This is a genomic window from Halomonas aquatica (assembly GCF_040196335.1).
Lineage (GTDB): Bacteria > Pseudomonadota > Gammaproteobacteria > Pseudomonadales > Halomonadaceae > Halomonas > Halomonas aquatica.
In genome coordinates, this window is sequence record NZ_JBEGCJ010000006.1 from 1 (window position 1) to 20,098 (window position 20,098).

A 20,098-nucleotide genomic window follows, 5' to 3' on the forward strand; every position below is an offset into this window, starting at 1 on the left:
GGCCTCGAGGATGATCACCACATCACCATCCTCGACGCTGTCGCCCTCGCGAACATTGACCTTGAAGATGTTGCCGGCCAGCGGCGCGGTGATGGTCTCGCCCGATGAGGCGGCAGGGGCCGGAGGCGCACTCGCGGCCAATTGGCTACCGCCCTGCTCGCTTACCCGACCGATCTCGCCGCCTTCGGCGACTTCGACCACGTACTGCTTGCCGTTGACAGTGACGGTGTAGGTCTCCGGACCCGCCGGCGCCTTGGCCTCGGCCCTCTGAGCAGACACCGGCTGGCTGGCGCCGGCGTCGGGAGCCTGGGGCGCGGGTTCGAAGGCATCGGGGTTGTCGCGATTCTGGAGAAACTTCAGACCGATCTGCGGGAAGAGCGCATAGGTGAGGACGTCATCGATCTCGCGCTCCCCCTCGGCCAGGCGGATGCCCTTGGCCTTGGCCTTCTCCTTGAGCTCGGCGGTCATCTTGTCCATCTCGGGATCGAGCCGGTCGGCCGGACGACAGGTGATCGGTTCACCTCCTTCCAGAACTCTCGCCTGCAGTTCCTTGTTGAACGAGGCCGGGGCGGCGCCATACTCCCCCTTGAGCAGCGCCTGGACCTCCTTGGAGATCGACTTGTAGCGCTCGCCCATCATCACGTTCATCACCGCCTGGGTGCCCACGATCTGAGAGGTCGGGGTGACCAGGGGAATGAAGCCCAGATCCTCGCGCACGCGCGGAATCTCCTGGAGCACGTCGTCGAGCTTGTCGCCGGCACCCTGTTCCTTGAGCTGGCCTTCCATGTTGGTGAGCATGCCGCCCGGCACCTGGGCGATCAGGATCCGCGAGTCGATGCCCTTGAGCGATCCCTCGAAGGCGGAATATTTCTTGCGGACTTCTCGGAAGTAGGCGGCGATCTCCTCGAGCAGCTCCAGGTCCAGGCCGGTATCGCGCTCGGTGCCCTGAAGGATGGCGACCATGGATTCGGTCGGGCTGTGGCCGTAGGTCATCGACATGGAGGAGATCGCCGTGTCGACGTTGTCGATGCCCGCCTCGGCGGCCTTGAGGGCCGTGGCGGTGGAGAGTCCTGTAGTGGCATGACAGTGCATGTTGATCGGGATATCCACGGCCTTCTTGAGCTTGGTGACCAGCTCATAGGCATCGTAGGGCTTGAGCAGGCCGGCCATGTCCTTGATCGCCAGTGAGTCGGCTCCCATGGCGGCGATGGACTTGCCGAGCTCGACCCAGCCGTCCAGGGTATGCACCGGGCTCACCGTGTAGGAGAGGGTGCCCTGGGCGTGGCCTTCCACGTTGCGCACGGCCTGGATGGCACGCTCGAGGTTGCGCGGGTCATTCATGGCATCGAAGACACGGAACACGTCGACCCCGTTGGTCTTCGCCCGCTCGACGAACTTGTCCACGAGATCATCGCCGTAGTGGCGGTAGCCGAGCAGGTTCTGACCCCTCAGCAGCATCTGCTGAGGGGTGTTGGGCATCGCCTCCTTCAACGCCCGTATCCGCTCCCACGGATCCTCGCCGAGGTAGCGGATACAGGCGTCGAAGGTGGCACCGCCCCAGGATTCCAGGGACCAGAAGCCGACACGGTCGAGTTTCTCGGCGATCGGCAGCATGTCGTCCAGGCGCATGCGGGTAGCGAACAACGACTGGTGGGCATCTCGCAGGACGACATCGGTGATGCCAAGTGGGCGTGTCTTGTCATTCATGGTGGTGACCTTGTCGATATGAATGGAAGGAGAAAGGGGGTACGGTCGACTCAGCGCCGGTGCCGGTGGCGATAGCGATGCACCGCCGCGCTGATGACCACGGTGATATCATCGTCCTGGCGAGAGCCTGCTCGGGGACCGGCGGGAGCGGCCGGCTCGGGGAAGAAGCGACCGATCGTCTTCGACATCAGCGTGGTCACTCCCACCAGGACGGTAAGAAAAACAAAGACAAACCCCATGCCCAGGCCCATCAGGGCAATGCCCTCATGTATCAGCTGCGTGTCCTGCATGCGAATTCTCCTGATTCTTGCGCCAAGTTTGGCCCGCTCAGGCATGAAAAACCGACTTGCGCATTATTTAGGATCATATAACCTGCCACACCCCGGACAGATTGCAATGGCGCCATGGTGGAACTCAGCGTTGTTAATTTACTACATGATGGGCGAATCGGACTAGCGCCCATGGAAGGGGTCATCGATGCAGTGACCCGCGACCTGCTGACTCGCCCCCCGGGATTCGACTGGGTGGTGACCGAGTTCGTGCGCGTCGTCGATGCCCGGCTTCCACCCCGCGTCTTCCATAAGCACTGCCCTGAGCTTCATGCCTCCGGGGTACCCGCCACCCCAAGCGGCGTCCCCGTGACACTACAGTTGCTGGGATCGGACCCCGAGGCGCTCGCGGCCAATGCCCTCCAGGCCCTGCGACTCGGCGCCACCGGCCTGGATCTCAATTTCGGCTGTCCGGCCAAGATGGTCAATCGCCACGATGGCGGCGCCTCGCTGCTCCGGGACCCGCGTCGCGTCCATGCCGCCGTGGAGGCGGTACACCTGGCCGTGGGCGACGAGATCCCGGTGACCGCCAAGATCCGCCTGGGCTTCGCCGACCGCCGCCAGGCGCTGGCCTGCGCCCTGGCGACACAGGACGCGGGCGCCCAGCGACTGGTGGTCCACGGCCGCACACGCGACGAAGGCTATCGCCCACCCGCCCACTGGGAGTGGATCGGCCGGATCCGCCAGCGCCTCTCCATTCCGGTAGTGGCCAACGGCGACATCTGGTCCCTGGAAGACTACTGGAAGGCGCGTACGCTCTCCGGCTGCCGCGACGTGATGCTGGGTCGCGGCGCACTGGCCGACCCCCGACTGGCCGCCCGCATCCGCCACTGGCAGGCCACCGGCGAACGACTGCCAGAAACGCCCTGGGCTGTCCGAGCGGAGATCCTCGCCGAATTTGCTGCAATGCAGCGTAGCACACTTCCCGATCGTGTCGTCACCTCCCTGCTCAAGCAATGGCTCAACCATATGCGCCAACGTGACAAAGAGGCAGCGTGGCGCTTCCAGGCCCTGAAACGCATCACTGACCTGGACACCTTGCTCGATGGCCTGGCCAGCGCCTCGGCCGGGGTGACTGCCGCGACGGCCCTGACCGCATAGCCTCTACCCCAACCGCGAGCACCAAGCCCCAGGGCGCGACACTGCACACAGCCATGATCCGGACAAAAAAGGGGCGCACGTCGCAAAGCGACGGCGCCCCAAACGATCGCGGAACCGGGCCCCTCCCTGGGCAGGTCCGGTCCAGCTAGCGAGAAAACATCGACACAAAAACAGAAGACCCGCCCTCATGATGAGGACGGGTCGAAATCTGGCGCGCCCGGGAGGATTCGAACCTCCGACCACCTGATTCGTAGTCAGGTACTCTATCCAGCTGAGCTACGGGCGCGTGAGGCAACGAGGAGACTCATTGCGAGGATGGCACGGCGACGTGGCCGATCACACCCGTTGTCAAGATGGCGCGCCCGGGAGGATTCGAACCTCCGACCACCTGATTCGTAGTCAGGTACTCTATCCAGCTGAGCTACGGGCGCTCTATCTTCGCATATCGACGATGGCGGAGAGGGAGGGATTCGAACCCTCGAAGAGGCTATAAACCCCTTACTCCCTTAGCAGGGGAGCGCCTTCAGCCACTCGGCCACCTCTCCCTCGTCGACACGGTGCGTATCCTACCGTTTTAGAAGGCCATTGTCCAGTGAACCCGGCGATTTTTCGATGCGCATACGCGCCGGCACTTCTCGCGATTCATCCGGCACGAGCTATGCGCCTATGTCGCTCTCGAGGTCAGGCTCGGACTTCTCACGCTGGATACGCTGGTAGATCTCTTCCCGATGCACGGCGACATCCTTGGGAGCATTGACGCCAATGCGAACCTGATTGCCCTTGACGCCAAGGACGGTCACGGTGACGTCATCACCGATCATCAGGGTTTCGCCGACGCGGCGGGTCAGGATGAGCATGACTGATCTCCTTCTCAGACTTCTGGCTACGGGATGCTCGCCGGCAGGGGCGACGTTGTTGCATTGTGCGCCAACTCGTCGTCCCTGACCAATGCTGCCAACTCATGACACTCCAGTGCCACATTGAAAGATAGCACTGTGGCACCCGTGTCGGCGACCTTCCCCAGAAGCGTAGAAGGTGTCGGCAACTCGAGGGAGCCGTTATTCCTGCTCGATATCGCGCTTGTCGAGACCGAAGGCCTTGTGCAGCGCCTTGACGGCCAGCTCCATGTGCTTCTCATCGATCACCACGGATATCTTGATCTCGGAGGTGGAGACCATGCGGATGTTGATGTTCTCGTCGGCCAGCACACGGAAGAACTTCGAGGCCACACCGGCATGGGAGCGCATGCCCACGCCCACCAGCGAGACCTTGGCGATGTTGTCGTCACCGCGCAGTTCACCGCCGCCAAGATCAGGAAGCACCTGATCCTGGAGGATCTTCATGGTCTGCTTGTAGTCGCCCTTGGCCACCGTGAAGGTGAAGTCGGTGTAGTCACCGGCCGGCGCCACGTTCTGGACTATCATGTCGACCTCGATGTTGGCATCGGCGATCGGGCCCAGGATGCGCGAAGCCACGCCCGGCACATCGGGGGTGTTGAGCAGGGTCAGCTTGGCTTCGTTGGCGGTGAAGGCGATACCGGAGATCAGCGGTTCTTCCATGGAATCCTCGTCTTGGTCGGAGTCAGCAACGATCAGGGTGCCGGGGCCATCCTCGAAGCTGGACAGCACGCGCAGCGCGACATTGTACTTGCCGGCGAATTCGACGGCACGGATCTGCAGGACCTTGGAGCCGAGGCTCGCCAGTTCCAGCATCTCCTCGACGGTGATGGTATCGAGACGCTGGGCCCTGGAGCAGACCCGCGGGTCGGTGGTGTAGACACCGTCGACGTCGGTGTAGATCTGGCACTCGTCGGCCTTGAGCGCGGCGGCCAGGGCCACGCCGGTGGTGTCGGACCCGCCACGACCGAGGGTGGTGATGTTGCCCTCCTCGTCGACGCCCTGAAAGCCGGCGACCACGACCACCTGGCCATCGTCCAAGTCGGCCTGGAGCTCGTCGGTCTCGATGCGCTGGATGCGCGCCTTGGTGTGCGCGCTGTCGGTCTGGATGCCCACCTGGGAACCGGTATAGGAGGTCGCCGGCACGCCCAGCTTGTGCAGGGCCATGGCCAGCAGCGAGATGGTGACCTGCTCGCCGGTGGAGACCAGCATGTCCATCTCGCGCGGGGTCGGCTCGTCATTGATCTCGTTGGCCATGCCGATCAGGCGGTTGGTCTCGCCGCTCATGGCGGAGACCACGACCACGATCTGGTGGCCGTTGTCACGAAAGCCCTTGACCTTCTCGGCCACGGCCTTGATGCGCTCCACGGAGCCCACCGAGGTGCCGCCGAATTTCTGTACGTATAGTGCCATATGCCGATTTCCCTCGTCTGTCGAATGCGGGTAGCGCTCGGATGAGTGAAGGGTGAGTGAACATGACGAGGGCCGGGGCATCGCTGCCACCGGCCCTGTCGCCCATTACTGCAGTCGCTCCTCGACCCAAGCGGGCACGCTTTCCAGCGCCCCCGGCAGCGCAGAGACGTCGCTGCCGCCGGCCTGGGCCATGTCCGCCCGGCCGCCGCCCTTGCCGCCGACCTGAGCCGCCACGTGATTGACCAGCTCTCCGGCCTTGACCCGACCGGTGAGGTCATCGGTCACGCCGGCGATCAGGCTGACCTTGCCGGACTCGGCATCGGCCACGCCCAGCACCACGATGCCGGATCCCAGTTTGTTCTTGAGCTGATCGAGCATGCCGCGAAGCTCCTTGCCGGCCACGCCATCGAGGCGCTTGGCCAGCACCTTGACGCCCTTGACCTCATGGGCCTCGTTGATCATGTCGTTGCCTGCGGCGCTAGCCAGCTTGGCCTTGAGCCGCTCGAGTTCCTTCTCCAGGGTGCGGTTTCGCTCGAGGAGCGAGTCGACTCGCTCCTCCGCCTGCTCAGGCTTGGCCTTGAGACGCTCGCCGATGCGGTTCAGGCGAGACTCCTGTTCCCTGAACCAGGCCAGCGCTCCCTCGCCGGTAATCGCCTCGATACGGCGCACGCCGCTGGCGATACCCGCCTCGCCGACGATATGGAAGCAGCCGATATCACCGCTGCGCCCTACGTGAGTACCACCGCACAGCTCGATGGAGAAGTCATCGGCGCCGATCGTCAGCACCCTCACGCTGTCGGCATACTTGGCCTCGAACAGCGCCGCCGCACCCCTGGCCTTTGCCTCGTCGAGGGTCATCTGCTCGATGTGGGTCGCAGCGTTCGCGAGTATCTGTTCATTGACCAGGCGCTCCACCTCGGCCAGCTGCTCGTCCGTCATCGGCTCGAAGTGGCTGAAGTCGAAGCGCAGCCGCTCGGGCGTGACCAGCGAGCCCTTCTGCTGGACATGGTCGCCGAGCACCATCCGCAACGCCTTGTGCATCAGGTGGGTCGCCGAGTGATTGCGCACGGTGGCACCGCGCAGGCGCGCGTCCACCCTTGGGTGTACCTCTGCTCCCACGGCCAGCTCTCCCTCGAGCAGAACACCGTGGTGCAGGTGATGGCCGGCCTGTTTCTGAGTGTCGGTGACCAGCAAGCGCCCCCCCTCGAGCTCCAGGTAGCCGGTATCGCCCACCTGGCCGCCGGACTCGCCATAGAAGGGGGTGCGATCCAGCACCACGACACCGTGCTGCTCGGGCTCAAGCCGCGCCAGGGGATTGCCCTCGCGGTCGACGATCGCGGTGACCGTGGCACGATCCTCCAGATGATCATAGCCGGTGAAGGTGGTCTCGCCCTCGAGGTCGAGGCCCGCCGCGTAGTCAGCACCGAACTGACTGGCCGCCCGTGCACGCTCGCGCTGGGCCTCCAGTTCGCGTTCGAAGCCCAATTGGTCGAGGCTGACGTCACGCTCGCGGCAGACGTCGGCAGTCAGGTCATAGGGGAAGCCGTAGGTGTCGTAGAGCTTGAACACCGTATGTCCGGGCAACGTATCGCCCTCGAGCCCGGCTAGGGCCTCCTCGAGCAGGCCCATGCCATGCTCCAGGGTGCGGGCGAACTGCTCCTCTTCCTTCAGCAGCACGCGCTCGATCTGGTGGCGCGCCTGGCGCAGCTCGGGAAAGGCCTCGCCCATCTCCGCGTCCAGCGCCCCCACCAGCTTGTGGAAGAAGTTGCCACGGGCCCCCAGCTTGTGGCCATGGCGGATGGCGCGACGGATGATCCGGCGCAGCACGTAGCCACGACCCTCGTTGGAGGGCATCACCCCGTCGGCCACCAGGAAGGCGCAGGAGCGGATATGGTCGGCGATCACCCGCAGCGAGGGGGTGGTGGTGTCGGCGTGACCGGTGGCACGCGCCGCGGCTTCCAGCAGGTTCTGGAAGAGGTCTATCTCGTAGTTGGAGTGCACGCCCTGCATCACCGCGGCGATGCGCTCCAGGCCCATCCCGGTATCGATGGAGGGCTTGGGCAGTGCATTGAGGTTGCCCGTCGCATCACGATCGAACTGCATGAACACCAGGTTCCAGATCTCGATGTAGCGGTCGCCGTCCTCTTCGGGGCTGCCGGGAGGGCCACCCCACACCTCGGGACCGTGATCGAAGAAGATTTCGGAGCTCGGCCCGCAGGGACCGGTATCCCCCATCTGCCAGAAGTTGTCCTCGTCGAGTTTCGAGAAACGCTCGGGGTCGATGCCCATCTCATCCTTCCAGATGCGCTCGGCCTCGTCATCGCTGATGTGAACCGTGACCCAGAGCTTCTCCCTCGGCAGACCCAGTACCTCGGTCAGGAAGTTCCAGGCAAAATGGATGGCATCGCGCTTGAAGTAGTCGCCGAAGCTGAAGTTGCCCAGCATCTCGAAGAAGGTGTGGTGGCGAGCGGTATAGCCGACGTTGTCCAGGTCGTTGTGCTTGCCACCGGCGCGGACGCAACGCTGGGAGGAAGTGGCACGCACGTAAGGGCGCGGGTCGCGTCCCAGGAAGACGTCCTTGAACGGCACCATACCGGCATTGGTGAACAGCAGGGTCGGGTCGTTGCCCGGCACCAGGGAGCTGGAGGGCACGACGGTATGGCCTTGCTCCTCGAAGAAACTCAGGAAAGCCTGTCTGATGTCTGCGCTTTTCATGGGGTATCCGTGGCGATGAGCATGGTGACCCGGTGGGCAGGCAGTGGGTCGGCAGGCGGCGTATCGACGCCGGAATCGGCTCGCCACTGCGCCACAGGAGTGCCACCCGGGGCATTCGCAAAGGGAGCCATTATAGCGCAGTTGTCAATCGACTGAAGGGGCAAGGCCTGATCCGGCGACAGGCCTGCGAGGGGCTGCGGTGAACCCTTACCCGGGCGCTACCGACTCCATACCTGGTACAGGATCTCTTCTTCAGCTTGTCCCCGCCCCTAGTACTAGCTGTGATCTGTCGCCGAATCCCAGGCATGTTCCAGGGCATGGCGCACCTGATCGAAGTCGAAACCGCGGCTTGCCAGGAAGCGTTCGCGGCGGGCGCGTTCGCGAGGGATGTCGCCCGGGCCGGAAAAACGCCGCGAGAGCGCATCGCAGGCGAGGGCGAACCAGTCGCCTTCGCCACGTTGCGCGGCCTCGTCGAAGGCGAGACGGATCTCCTCCCGATCGAGGCCGCGCCGCTCCAGCTCGAGGCGGATCTTCAGCGGCCCCTGGCCGCGCAGGATGCGTGAACGCAGGAAGCTCTCGGCGAAGCGTGTATCACTCTGCAGTCCCTCCTCGGCCAGGGCATCGAGGCAGCCGGCGATGGCCTCGGCCTCGTGCCCCTTCGCCACCAGCCGCTCGGCCAGCTCGTGGCGCGAGTACTCCCGCCGAGCCAGCAGGCGGATGGCGTCGTCCCGGGGCCTCGACTCGTCACCAAGGGGGGATGAGCCGAACATGGTCTACAGCCGATCGTCGCCGCGGTCGTCCTCGGCGACCACCACGTCGTCGACGGCCTCCTCCCGCTTTGGCTCCACCGGGGCGAGCAACTGGGCGCGGATCTGGGTCTCGATCTCCTCCATCACCGCCGGATTGTCCTCGAGGAACTGCGCGGCATTGGCCTTGCCCTGGCCGATCTTGTTGCCCTGATAGCTGTACCAGGCGCCCGCCTTGTCGACCAGCTTGCACTGCACGCCCAGGTCGACCACCTCACCGGCATGGTAGATGCCCTTGCCATAGAGGATCTGGAACTCGGCCTGGCGGAACGGCGGCGCCACCTTGTTCTTGACCACCTTGACCCGGGTCTCGTTGCCGGTCACCTCGTCGCCCTGCTTGACCGAGCCGGTGCGGCGGATATCCAGCCGCACGCTGGAGTAGAACTTCAGCGCGTTGCCGCCGGTGGTCGTCTCGGGGCTGCCGAACATCACCCCGATCTTCATGCGGATCTGGTTGATGAACACCACCATGCAGTTGGCGTTCTTGATGTTGCCGGTGATCTTGCGCAGGGCCTGAGACATCAGGCGCGCCTGCAGGCCGACGTGGGAGTCGCCCATCTCACCCTCTATCTCGGCTCGCGGCGTCAGCGCCGCCACCGAGTCGATGATGATCACGTCGACGCCTCCGGAACGTACCAGCATGTCGCAGATCTCGAGGGCCTGCTCGCCGGTGTCCGGCTGAGAGACCAGCAGGTCATCGAGGTTGACGCCGAGCTTCTCGGCGTAGCTCGGGTCGAGGGCATGCTCGGCATCGATGAAGGCGCAGGTCTTGCCCTGCTTCTGGGCCTGGGCGATCACCGAGAGGGTCAGGGTGGTCTTGCCCGAGGATTCGGGACCGAAGATCTCGACCACCCGACCCAGCGGCAGCCCGCCGATGCCGAGTGCGATGTCCAGGCCCAGCGAGCCGGTAGAGACGGATGGCATCACCACGCGGGGAGCATCGCCCAGGCGCATCACGGCGCCCTTGCCGAACTGGCGCTCGATCTGGGAGAGGGCGGCATTCAGTGCCTTGTTGCGGTTTTCGTCCTGAGCCATGAAGGAACTCCTGAGAGATAGCGAATGAAGATGACGATGCCGGTAACTACTGTATGACTGAACAGTAGTATGGCGAAAAATTCCCGCCGCGACCAGCACCAACGCCACCTTGGTACGAGCCGGGGGGAGGTCAGGGACGCTCCAGCCGCCGCACCAGGCCGATCAGTGCCTCGCGCACGGCCTGCTCACGCACCGAGGCGCGGTCGCCGGGATAGAGATGGCACTCCGTCTCGGCCCCTTCGGCATCTCCCCAGGCCAGCCAGACGGTCCCCACGGGCTTGTCGTCACTGCCGCCGCCGGGGCCGGCCACCCCGCTGATCGCCACCCCGAGCCCGGCACCGCTATCACGACAGGCACCGGCCACCATCGCCTCGACGACCTCGCGACTCACCGCGCCATGCTCGACCAGCAGCGCTTCCGGCACCCCGAGCAGTCGGTTCTTGGCACCGTTGGAATAGGTCACATAGCCGGTCTCGAACCACTCGGAACTGCCGGCCACGGCCGTGATGGCACTGGCCACGCCGCCGCCAGTGCAGGACTCCGCCGCGGTGACCGTGATGCCCCGCTCGCGACAGGCTCGCCCCAAGCGCTCGGCGAGGGCGAACAGGTCGAGGCTGGCCAGGTGGGCGGCACGGGTCGACATGGGGAAACTCCTGAGCGTTCGGGTCGGCCGGGTCGGATGCCGGCCGCGCGTGAGCGGTGACTTTTCCGTACAATAACGGCTTTGTCAGCGACATGCATGGCGTGCCCGACGCCTGCCCTTCGCCACTCGCCAGCACAGGAAGCCCATGTCACAGGCCAGCGCCCAGCATACCCCCATGATGAGCCAGTACCTGAAGATCAAGCGCGAGCACCCCGACGTGCTGCTCTTCTATCGCATGGGCGACTTCTACGAGCTGTTCTTCGATGATGCGCGACGGGCCGCCGCCCTGCTGGACATCACCCTCACCCAGCGCGGCCAGTCCGCGGGCCAGCCGATCCCCATGGCCGGCGTGCCATACCACAGCGCCGAAGGTTACCTGGCTCGCCTGGTGGCCGCCGGCGAGTCAGTGGCGATCTGCGAACAGATCGGCGACCCGGCAGCCTCCAAGGGGCCGGTGGAGCGTCGCGTGGTGCGCATCGTCACCCCCGGCACCCTCTACGACGAGGCCCTGCTGGATGCCCGTCGCGACAACCTGCTGGTCGCCGTGGCACCGCTCAGCGAGCGTTGGGGGCTGGCCTGGCTGGAGCTTTCCAGCGGCCGCTTCAGCCTGCTGGAGGTGGAAGGCGAGAGCGAGATGCTTGCCGAGCTGCAACGTCTGGACCCCGCCGAGCTGCTCATCGCCGAGAGCCTGGCCCTGCCGCCTGCCCTGGAGGGCCGCCGCGGCCTGCGACGCCAGAGCGACTGGCTGTTCGACCTCGAGACCGGGACGCGCACCCTGTGCGATCAGTTCCAGGTCCAGGACCTGCGCGGCTTCGGCTGCGCCCACCTGGAGGCCGCCATCACCGCCGCCGGGGTGCTGATCGACTATGCCCGCGATACCCAGCGCACGGCCCTGCCCCACGTCACCGCCATCGGCGTGGAGAGCCGCGACGACACCGTGGTGATCGATGCGGCCAGCCGACGCAACCTGGAAATCGACGTCAACCTCGGCGGCAGCGCCGACAACACCCTGGCCAGCGTGCTCGACACCACGGCCACGGCCATGGGGTCGCGGCTGCTCAAGCGTTGGCTGAACCGACCGCTGCGCGACCGCGATCAGGTCGGCGCCCGCCAGGCGGCGGTGGCGCTGCTGCTCGACGACGATGGTTTTGAAACCCTGCGTGACTCGCTCAAGGCGATCGGCGACGTCGAACGCATCCTGGCGCGGGTGGCCCTCTACAGCGCACGACCACGCGACCTGGCCCGCCTGCGAGACGCCCTGATCGCCCTGCCCCACCTCGAGGCCGAGCTCGAGCCCTACGTCGAGGGCACGACGCTGGACGAGCTCAGGCGCCATATCCACCCCTATCCGGAACTCGCCGATACCCTGACCCGTGCCCTGGTGGAGAATCCACCGGTGGTGATCCGCGACGGCGGGGTGATCGCCGCGGGTTTCGACGCCGAGCTCGACGAGCACCGCGGGCTCGCGGAGCATGCCGGCGACTACCTGGTGCGACTGGAGACCCGGGAACGTGAGCGCACCGGGCTGCCGGGGCTCAAGGTCGGCTACAACCGGGTCCACGGCTACTACATCGAGATCCCTCGCGCCCAGGCCCGGGAGGCCCCCGTGGACTACGTGCGCCGCCAGACCCTGAAGAACGCCGAACGCTTCATCATCCCCGAGCTCAAGGAGTTCGAGGACAAGGCACTCTCGGCGAAGTCCCGGGCGCTGGCCCGGGAGAAGCTGCTCTACGACGGCCTGCTCGACACCCTGAATGCCGAGCTCGCCGCGCTGCAGGACACAGGCCGGGCCCTGGCGGGGCTGGACGTGCTGTGCGCCTTCGCAGAACGCGCCAGGGCACTCGAGTTCGTGCGCCCGGCCCTGCCCGAGTCGCCGGGCATCGAGATCCGCGGCGGGCGCCACCCTGTCGTCGAGCAGGTCAGCGAGGCGCCCTTCGTGCCCAACGACCTGGTCATGGATGATGCGCGAAGGATGCTGGTCATCACCGGTCCCAACATGGGCGGCAAGTCCACCTACATGCGCCAGGCGGCGCTGATCACTCTGCTGGCCCATACCGGCAGCTTCGTGCCGGCAGATGCGGCCGCCATCGGGCCGGTGGACCGCATCTTCACCCGAATCGGCTCCTCGGACGACCTCGCCGGCGGGCGCTCCACCTTCATGGTGGAGATGACCGAGACCGCCAACATCCTGCACAACGCCACCGACCACAGCCTGGTACTGATGGACGAGATCGGCCGCGGCACCAGTACCTTCGATGGGCTCTCGCTGGCCTGGGCCAGCGCCGAGCACCTGACCCGCTCACGAGCCTTCACCCTCTTCGCCACCCACTATTTCGAGATGACGGCCCTGGCCGAGCAGGCCGAGGGAGTGGCCAACGTGCACCTGACAGCCGCGGAACACCGTGACGGGATCGTCTTCATGCATCGGGTGGAGGACGGCCCGGCCAGCCAGAGCTACGGCCTGCAGGTGGCCCAGCTCGCCGGCGTGCCCCAGGGCGTGATCGCCCGTGCCCGCGAGAAGCTGGCCACCCTGGAGCAACAGGAGATCGATCAGGGCAGCCGGCTGCCGGCTGCCGCAACGGGCGGCGAGGGCGCCACGAGCGCTCCTCGGCAGGCCGACCTCTTTGCCAGCACGCCCCACCCGCTGGTCGAGCAGCTCGGTGGCCTGAACCCCGACGAATTATCACCTCGTCAGGCCCTGGAGCTGCTCTATCGCTGGAAAGAGACGCTGTGAATGGCCGACAATGGCGCCCTGACCCGCTTGCGGGCGCCTCTCGCCACGACTAGAATCGCTCGACAAAAAATCATAAATTATAAGAAATAATTTTCTTATATCAATTTTTCATCTATGACTAGCGGCCGCGCCCTGCCCCGGCCAGAGAATGGGAGACTGGCATGACATTCGTCGTCACCGAGAACTGCATCAAGTGCAAGTACACCGACTGTGTCGAGGTCTGCCCGGTGGACTGCTTCTACGAAGGCCCCAATTTCCTGGTGATCCACCCCGACGAGTGCATCGACTGCGCGTTGTGCGAGCCGGAGTGTCCTGCCGAGGCGATCTTCTCGGAGGACGAGCTGCCGGATGGTCAGGAGGCCTTCATCGAGCTCAATGCCGAACTGGCCGAGGTATGGCCCAATATCAGCGAGAAGAAGGACCCACCGGAAGATTCAGAGGAGTGGGACGGCAAACCGGGCAAGCTGGAGCTGCTCGAGCGCTGAGCCGGCGAGCGCCGGAAACGATTCCGCCGGATGTCTCTCGACATCCGGCGGCGTCGTTCTGCCCTGAGTGAAGAAGGAGAACACTCGGTCAACAAGGCGGCCCGCAGGCCGCCCGCTCCCAGCCAATCCTTGGGCGGTTCCTTCCGCCCGACTCCCGTGATGTCTTCCCTGCCAGGGAGCGGCGTCCTGCCGCACCTAGCGCATCACCTCAAACATCCCGTTGCTTCAAACATCCCGTTGCATCCTGCCGGAAGAGCCTTCCCGCTCTTCCATGTCCCGTACTCATTTTGGCATAGCAACATGGCCGCACAACCACGCTGATCAATGTTCGAGTCGTCCTCTTCACCCTGGCCGACCCAGTGCGATGATCGATAATGAACTTGTAAATCAATCAACTATAAAGGGCCGACCCCATGAAGGATCGGCCCTTTCCGACGTATTGATAGCGAATGTCTTCAGCACCTTGTAGGCAATCTCTTACACGAGATCACACAAAAGATAACACTAGTTTGCTTACTTCATTCGCTCACTGGCCCTTGATCGCGGAGCGTCCCGGGTAGTCGACCAGCTCGCCCAGCTCCTGCTCGATCACCAGCAGGCGGTTGTACTTGGCGACGCGATCCGAGCGGCACAGCGAGCCGGTCTTGATCTGGCCGGCGCAGGTGCCCACCGCCAGGTCGGCGATGGTGGTGTCCTCGGTCTCGCCGCTGCGATGGGAAATCACCGCGGTGAAGCCGGCATCCTGAGCCATGCGGACGGCGTCCAGGGTCTCGGAGAGCGAGCCAATCTGGTTAAACTTGATCAGGATGGAGTTGCCGATCTGTTCGTCGATCCCACGCTTGAGAATCTTGGTGTTGGTGACGAAGAGGTCGTCGCCCACCAGTTGGACCCTGTCGCCGAGCTTGTCGGTCAGTGCCTTCCAGCCATCCCAGTCGGACTCGTCCATGCCGTCTTCGATGGAGACGATCGGGTACTGGTCGGCGAGCTCGGCCAGGTAGTCGACGAAGCCCGCCGCATCGAAGCTCTTGCCTTCTCCCGCCAGGTTGTACTTCCCGTCCTTGAAGAACTCGCTGGAGGCGCAGTCCAGGGCCAGGGTCACGTCACGGTCGAGCACATAGCCAGCGTCGGAGACGGCCTGCTTGATCACGGCCAGGGCATCGGCGTTGGAAGCGAGATTCGGCGCGAACCCTCCCTCGTCACCCACCGAGGTGGAAAGTCCACGACCGGAAAGCACCTTCTTCAGGGCATGGAAGATCTCGGCGCCCATTCGCAGGCCCTCGCGGAAGTTCGGTGCCCCCACGGGCTGGATCATGAACTCCTGGATGTCGACGTTGTTGTCGGCATGCTCGCCACCGTTGAGGATGTTCATCATCGGCACCGGCATCCGGTAGTGGCCCGGCTGGCCGTAGAGCTCGGCAATATGGGCGTAGAGCGGCACGCCCTTGGCGTTGGCGGCAGCCTTGGCGGCAGCCAGGGAGACCGCAAGGATGGCATTGGCGCCCAGGTTGGCCTTGTTGTCGGTGTCGTCCAGCGCCAGCATGGCATCGTCCAGGCCACGCTGATCGCGGGCATCCATGCCGACCAGGCGTTCTCGGATAGCGTTATTGACGGCCTCCACTGCCTTCAACACGCCTTTCCCAAGGTAGCGACTCTTGTCGCCGTCACGCAGCTCCAGGGCCTCACGGGAGCCGGTGGAGGCGCCGCTGGGAGCACAGGCCACACCGATGGCACCGCTCTCCAGGCGCACCTCGGCCTGTACGGTAGGGTTGCCGCGTGAGTCCAGCACCTCGAGGGCGCGGATGTCGACGATGTTGGTCATCTTGTGGGTCCTTGTCGTGTCAGCGTTGAGAAGAATCAGGAGATCTCGAAGGGGGCGAATCCCTTCACCAGATCATCGATGGCCTTCAGCTGGGCCAGGAAGGGCTCCAGTCGATCCAGCGGCAGGGCGCAGGGTCCGTCGCACTTGGCGTTGTCGGGGTCGGGATGGGCCTCCAGGAAGAGTCCCGCCAGGCCAACCGCCACGCCGGCTCGGGCCAGCTCGGCGACCTGCTGCCGCCGGCCGCCAGCACTGTCGGCCCGCCCACCCGGGCGCTGCAGGGAGTGCGTGACATCGAAGAAGACGGGGTAGCCCGTCTGCTTCATGTCACCGAAACCGAGCATGTCGACGATCAGGTTGTTGTAGCCGAAGCTGGACCCGCGCTCGCACAGCAACAGCCGGTCGTTGCCGGCCTCCTCGCACTTGCGCAGGATATGGCGCATCTCCTGGGGGGCCAGGAACTGTGGCTTCTTGATGTTGATCACCGCCCCGGTCTCGGCCATGGCCACCACCAGATCGGTCTGGCGCGCCAGGAAGGCCGGCAGCTGGATGATGTCCGCGACCTCGGCCGCAGGGGCGGCCTGCCAGGCTTCGTGCACGTCGGTGATGATCGGCACCCCGAAACGCTCCTTCACCTCGGCCAGTATCTCCAGCCCCTTCTCGAGGCCGGGGCCCCGGAAGGAGTGGATGGAACTGCGGTTGGCCTTGTCGAAGCTGGCCTTGAAGACGTAGGGCATGCCGAGACGACCTGTCACCTCGACATAGGTCTCGGCCACCTCGAGGGCGAGCTCGCGGGACTCCAGCACGTTCATGCCGCCGAGCAGCATGAGCGGGAGGGCATTACCGGCCTTGAGGCCGGCAATACTGACGTGACGTTCCTGGTTCGGGCCTTGGGGGTGCGACATCGGCCTCACTCCTGGTGGGAGGACTGGGCACGGATCCGTGCCGCCTTGTGCTCCACCGCCGCATTGACGAAGCCGGTGAACAGCGGATGGCCATCACGGGGCGTGGAGGTGAACTCCGGATGGAACTGACAGGCGACGTACCAGGGGTGATCCGGAAGCTCGACCACCTCCACCAGGGAGTTGTCGACGCTCTTGCCCGAGACCACCAGGCCCGCCTGTTCGAGTTCATCGATGAACTGGTTGTTGACCTCGAAGCGGTGGCGATGGCGTTCGATGATCTCGTCCCTGCCATACGCCTCGCGGGTCTTGCTGCCGGCCTTGAGCTGACAGACCTGACCGCCCAGACGCATGGTCCCCCCCAGATCGGAGGCGGCATCGCGCAGCTCGACCCGGCCCTCGGGGCTCAGCCACTCGGTGATCAGGCCCACGACCGGGTGCTGGGTATCATGGGTGAACTCGGTGGAATTGGCGTCTTCCCAGCCAGCCACATGGCGGGCGAACTCGATCACCGCCACCTGCATGCCGAGGCAGATGCCGAGGTAGGGGATGCCGTTCTCGCGGGCGAAGCGGGCCGTGGCAATCTTCCCCTCCACGCCACGCTCCCCGAAGCCGCCAGGCACCAGGATGGCGTCCTTGCCGGCCAGGCGCTCGGTGCCGTCGCGTTCGATATCCTCGGAGTCGATATAGTCGACATTGACCTTGATCCGAGTCTGGATGCCGGCATGGATCAGCGCCTCGTTGAGCGACTTGTAGGCATCGAGCAGTTCCATGTACTTGCCGACCATGGCGATGTTGATCGACTTCAGCGGGTTGAGCTTGGCATCGAGCACCTTCACCCATTCGCCTAGGTCCGCTTCGCCGGGCTCCAGTCGCAGCTTTTCACAGACGATGTCATCGAGGCCGTGCTCGTGGAGCATCAGCGGGATACGGTAGATGGTGTCGGCATCCTGAAGCGGAATGACGGCACGCTCCTCGACGTTGGTGAAGAGCGCGATCTTGCGCCGCTCGGTCTCCTCGAGCTCCACCTCGCTGCGGCAGATCAGGATATCCGGCTGGATACCGATGGAACGCAATTCCTTGACGCTGTGCTGGGTCGGCTTGGTCTTGGTCTCGCCGGCCGTCTTGATGAAGGGCACCAGGGTCAGGTGCATGAAGATCGCCCGGCTCGCGCCCAGCTCGCTTCTGATCTGGCGGATCGACTCCAGGAACGGCAGCGACTCGATGTCGCCCACGGTGCCACCGATCTCGACCAGTGCCACGTCGAAACCCTCGCCACCGGCATAGACTCGACGCTTTATCTCATCGGTGATGTGGGGGATCACCTGCACGGTGCCGCCCAGGTAGTCGCCACGGCGCTCCTTGCGCAGCACGTTCTCGTAGACACGCCCGGTGGTGAAATTGTTGGCCTGGGACATCTTCGTGCGGATGAAGCGCTCATAGTGACCCAGGTCGAGATCGGTCTCGGCGCCATCCTCGGTGACGAACACCTCGCCATGCTGGAAGGGACTCATGGTGCCCGGATCCACGTTGATGTAGGGATCGAGCTTGAGCATGGTGACCTTGAGGCCGCGTGCCTCGAGAATCGCCGCCAGCGAGGCCGACGCGATGCCCTTGCCGAGAGAGGACACAACGCCGCCGGTCACGAAGATATATCGTGTCATGGAGAACCTGTCGAAACGTGATCGGTAGGCACGGCAGGAAGCCGGGCCAGGATGGGACGACAGACTAGCAGAATGCGACCAAGGGCTCAATTTCAGCGCCGAGCAGGATGGAGCCTCCGCTGCAGGTACCCGGCAAGCGGTGCGAGGCTAGCGGCACCCGGGGCAGGTCATAGAGGGTGTTCTACGCCAGGGTGAGGAGCACCGCTCCGAACGGGCTGGCCATGGATGGCCAGCACCGGACCTGCAAGCGGAGCGGGACGCGAGAGCGCAGCAGGGCATCGGTAGCGCCCAGGGAGGAGTTCACAGCGCCCCCTCGTAGACCTGTCGCCGGGAAAGCCGCGGGGGCAAAAGCCACCGAAACCGGCGGCTTCGAGTCGTCGAGGCCTCACACCCCCAGATAGTCGAGGATGCCCTCTCCGGCCTGGCGCCCCTCGTAGATCGCGGTGACCACCAGGTCGGAGCCGCGCACCATATCGCCTCCGGCGAAGATCTTCTCGTTGGTGGTCTGGAAGGAATGGGTGCCCCCCTCCTCCGGCGCCTTGACCCGTCCGCGCTCGTCGAGCTCGATGCCTACGGTATCGAACCAGGGTGCCGGGCTCGGCTGGAAGCCGAAGGCCACGATCACGGCGTCGGCGGGGATGACCTCCTCTGAGCCGGGGACCACTTCCGGACGCTGGCGACCGTTCTCGTCGGGCTCGCCGAGCCGAGTTCGCACCACCTTCACGCCCTCGACCTTGCCCTCGCCGACCACGGCCACGGGCTGCCGGTTGAACAGGAACTCCACGCCCTCCTCACGAGCGTTGGCCACCTCGCGCTTGGAGCCCGGCATGTTCTCCTCGTCACGACGATAGGCGCAGGTCACGCTGGACGCCCCCTGCCGAATGGCCGTGCGATTGCAGTCCATGGCGGTGTCACCGCCGCCCAGCACCACCACCTGCTGGCCCTTCAGCGAGGTAAACTCGTGAGGGTCCTTCTCGAAGCCCAGGCAGTGGTTGACGTTGGCGATCAGGTAATCGAGGGCCTTGTGCACGCCGGGCAGGTCCTCGCCGGGAAAGCCACCCTCCATGTACTTGTAGGTGCCCATGCCAAGGAAGACGGCATCGTATTCCTCGAGCAGGGTATCGAAGGCAATGTCCTTGCCCACCTCGACGCCCAGGCAGAATTCCATGCCCATCTCCTCGAAGACCGCACGACGTCGCTCCATGACCGTCTTGTCCAGCTTGAACTCCGGGATGCCGAAGGTGAGCAGGCCGCCGATTTCCGGGTACTTGTCGAACACCACCGGCTTGACGCCGTTACGCACCAGGATGTCGGCGCAGCCCAGGCCCGCCGGGCCGGCACCGATCACAGCGACCTTGCGGCCAGTCGGGGTGACCCGGGAGAGGTCCGGACGCCAGCCCATGGCAAAGGCCGTGTCGGTGATGTATTTCTCCACCGAGCCGATGGTCACGGCGCCGAAGCCGTCGTTGAGGGTGCAGGCGCCCTCGCAGAGGCGGTCCTGGGGGCAGACCCTTCCGCACACCTCGGGGAGGGAGTTGGTGCGGTGGCACATTTCCACCGCCTCCAGGATATTGCCCTCGCTGACCAGCTGCAGCCAGTTGGGAATGTAGTTGTGGACCGGGCACTTCCACTCGCAGTAAGGATTGCCGCAATGCAGGCAGCGATGCGCCTGCCCGGCCGCCTCCTGGGGCTTGTAGGGTTCATAGATCTCGGCGAACTCCCGTGCCCGGGTTCGCGCCGCTTTCTTCTGCGGGTCCTGGCGACCCACATCGATGAACTGGAAATCGTTGCTCAGACGGTTTGCCATGAAAATCTTCCTCTAGAACGAACCTGATCGGGACGCCAACACCTC

Annotated in this window: 15 protein-coding genes and 3 tRNA genes; 3 read left to right on the plus strand and 15 right to left on the minus strand. The window is 64.9% G+C overall.

Annotated features, from left to right (window positions below):
• A partial coding sequence (gene oadA, locus ABE960_RS13320; protein WP_349762782.1) for a sodium-extruding oxaloacetate decarboxylase subunit alpha occupies positions 1-1,707 on the minus strand: 1,707 nt, incomplete at its 3' end.
• Between the two features lie 50 nt (positions 1,708-1,757).
• Positions 1,758-1,997: an OadG family protein gene (locus ABE960_RS13325; RefSeq protein WP_349762783.1), complete on the minus strand. Its 240-nt coding sequence runs from the start codon at positions 1,995-1,997 to the stop codon at positions 1,758-1,760.
• Between the two features lie 171 nt (positions 1,998-2,168).
• Here ABE960_RS13325 and ABE960_RS13330 point away from each other — a divergent pair, with 171 nt between their 5' ends.
• A complete protein-coding gene (locus ABE960_RS13330) occupies positions 2,169-3,137 on the plus strand; it encodes a tRNA dihydrouridine synthase (RefSeq protein ID WP_349762784.1) in 969 nt (322 codons plus the stop codon).
• 209 nt (positions 3,138-3,346) lie between these two features.
• Here ABE960_RS13330 and ABE960_RS13335 read toward each other — a convergent pair.
• The 9 genes from ABE960_RS13335 to ABE960_RS13375 form a co-directional block, all read right to left on the minus strand.
• A tRNA-Arg gene (locus ABE960_RS13335) sits at positions 3,347-3,423 on the minus strand.
• A 68-nt stretch (positions 3,424-3,491) separates the two neighbouring features.
• Positions 3,492-3,568 (minus strand) — tRNA-Arg (locus ABE960_RS13340).
• A 21-nt stretch (positions 3,569-3,589) separates the two neighbouring features.
• Positions 3,590-3,682: transfer RNA gene (locus tag ABE960_RS13345), tRNA-Ser, on the minus strand.
• 111 nt (positions 3,683-3,793) lie between these two features.
• Complete coding sequence (gene csrA, locus ABE960_RS13350; protein ID WP_349762785.1) at positions 3,794-3,994, minus strand: carbon storage regulator CsrA; 201 nt, start codon at positions 3,992-3,994, stop codon at positions 3,794-3,796.
• Between the two features lie 201 nt (positions 3,995-4,195).
• The gene (locus ABE960_RS13355) at positions 4,196-5,446 is read right to left on the minus strand and encodes an aspartate kinase (RefSeq protein ID WP_349762787.1); all 1,251 of its coding nucleotides are present in this window, start codon (positions 5,444-5,446) and stop codon (positions 4,196-4,198) included.
• 105 nt (positions 5,447-5,551) lie between these two features.
• The gene (alaS, locus tag ABE960_RS13360) at positions 5,552-8,161 is read right to left on the minus strand and encodes an alanine--tRNA ligase (RefSeq protein ID WP_349762788.1); all 2,610 of its coding nucleotides are present in this window, start codon (positions 8,159-8,161) and stop codon (positions 5,552-5,554) included.
• A gap of 275 nt (positions 8,162-8,436) precedes the next feature.
• A complete protein-coding gene (locus ABE960_RS13365; RefSeq protein ID WP_349762789.1) occupies positions 8,437-8,931 on the minus strand; it encodes a regulatory protein RecX in 495 nt (164 codons plus the stop codon).
• A 3-nt stretch (positions 8,932-8,934) separates the two neighbouring features.
• Positions 8,935-10,002 carry a recombinase RecA gene (gene recA / locus ABE960_RS13370; RefSeq protein ID WP_349762790.1) on the minus strand — a complete coding sequence of 356 codons (1,068 nt, stop codon included), beginning with the start codon at positions 10,000-10,002 and terminating at the stop codon, positions 8,935-8,937.
• A gap of 130 nt (positions 10,003-10,132) precedes the next feature.
• Positions 10,133-10,645, minus strand: a complete 513-nt coding sequence (locus ABE960_RS13375; protein WP_349762791.1) for a CinA family protein — start codon at positions 10,643-10,645, stop codon at positions 10,133-10,135.
• 145 nt (positions 10,646-10,790) lie between these two features.
• Between ABE960_RS13375 and mutS the strand changes: the two genes are divergently transcribed.
• Together mutS and fdxA are read left to right on the plus strand one after the other, a co-directional pair.
• Positions 10,791-13,379: a DNA mismatch repair protein MutS gene (mutS, locus tag ABE960_RS13380; RefSeq protein WP_349762793.1), complete on the plus strand. Its 2,589-nt coding sequence runs from the start codon at positions 10,791-10,793 to the stop codon at positions 13,377-13,379.
• 161 nt (positions 13,380-13,540) lie between these two features.
• Complete coding sequence (gene fdxA / locus ABE960_RS13385) at positions 13,541-13,864, plus strand: ferredoxin FdxA (RefSeq protein WP_349762794.1); 324 nt, start codon at positions 13,541-13,543, stop codon at positions 13,862-13,864.
• A gap of 526 nt (positions 13,865-14,390) precedes the next feature.
• Here fdxA and eno read toward each other — a convergent pair.
• From eno to ABE960_RS13405, 4 genes are all read right to left on the minus strand, one after another.
• Complete coding sequence (gene eno, locus ABE960_RS13390; protein ID WP_349762795.1) at positions 14,391-15,683, minus strand: phosphopyruvate hydratase; 1,293 nt, start codon at positions 15,681-15,683, stop codon at positions 14,391-14,393.
• 35 nt (positions 15,684-15,718) lie between these two features.
• The gene (gene kdsA / locus ABE960_RS13395; RefSeq protein ID WP_349762796.1) at positions 15,719-16,585 is read right to left on the minus strand and encodes a 3-deoxy-8-phosphooctulonate synthase; all 867 of its coding nucleotides are present in this window, start codon (positions 16,583-16,585) and stop codon (positions 15,719-15,721) included.
• A 5-nt stretch (positions 16,586-16,590) separates the two neighbouring features.
• The gene (gene pyrG, locus ABE960_RS13400; RefSeq protein WP_349762797.1) at positions 16,591-18,246 is read right to left on the minus strand and encodes a CTP synthase; all 1,656 of its coding nucleotides are present in this window, start codon (positions 18,244-18,246) and stop codon (positions 16,591-16,593) included.
• 385 nt (positions 18,247-18,631) lie between these two features.
• Entirely contained in the window at positions 18,632-20,053 is a 1,422-nt protein-coding gene (locus tag ABE960_RS13405) for an FAD-dependent oxidoreductase (protein WP_349762798.1), read from the minus strand.
• Positions 20,054-20,098: the final 45 nt, after the last annotated feature.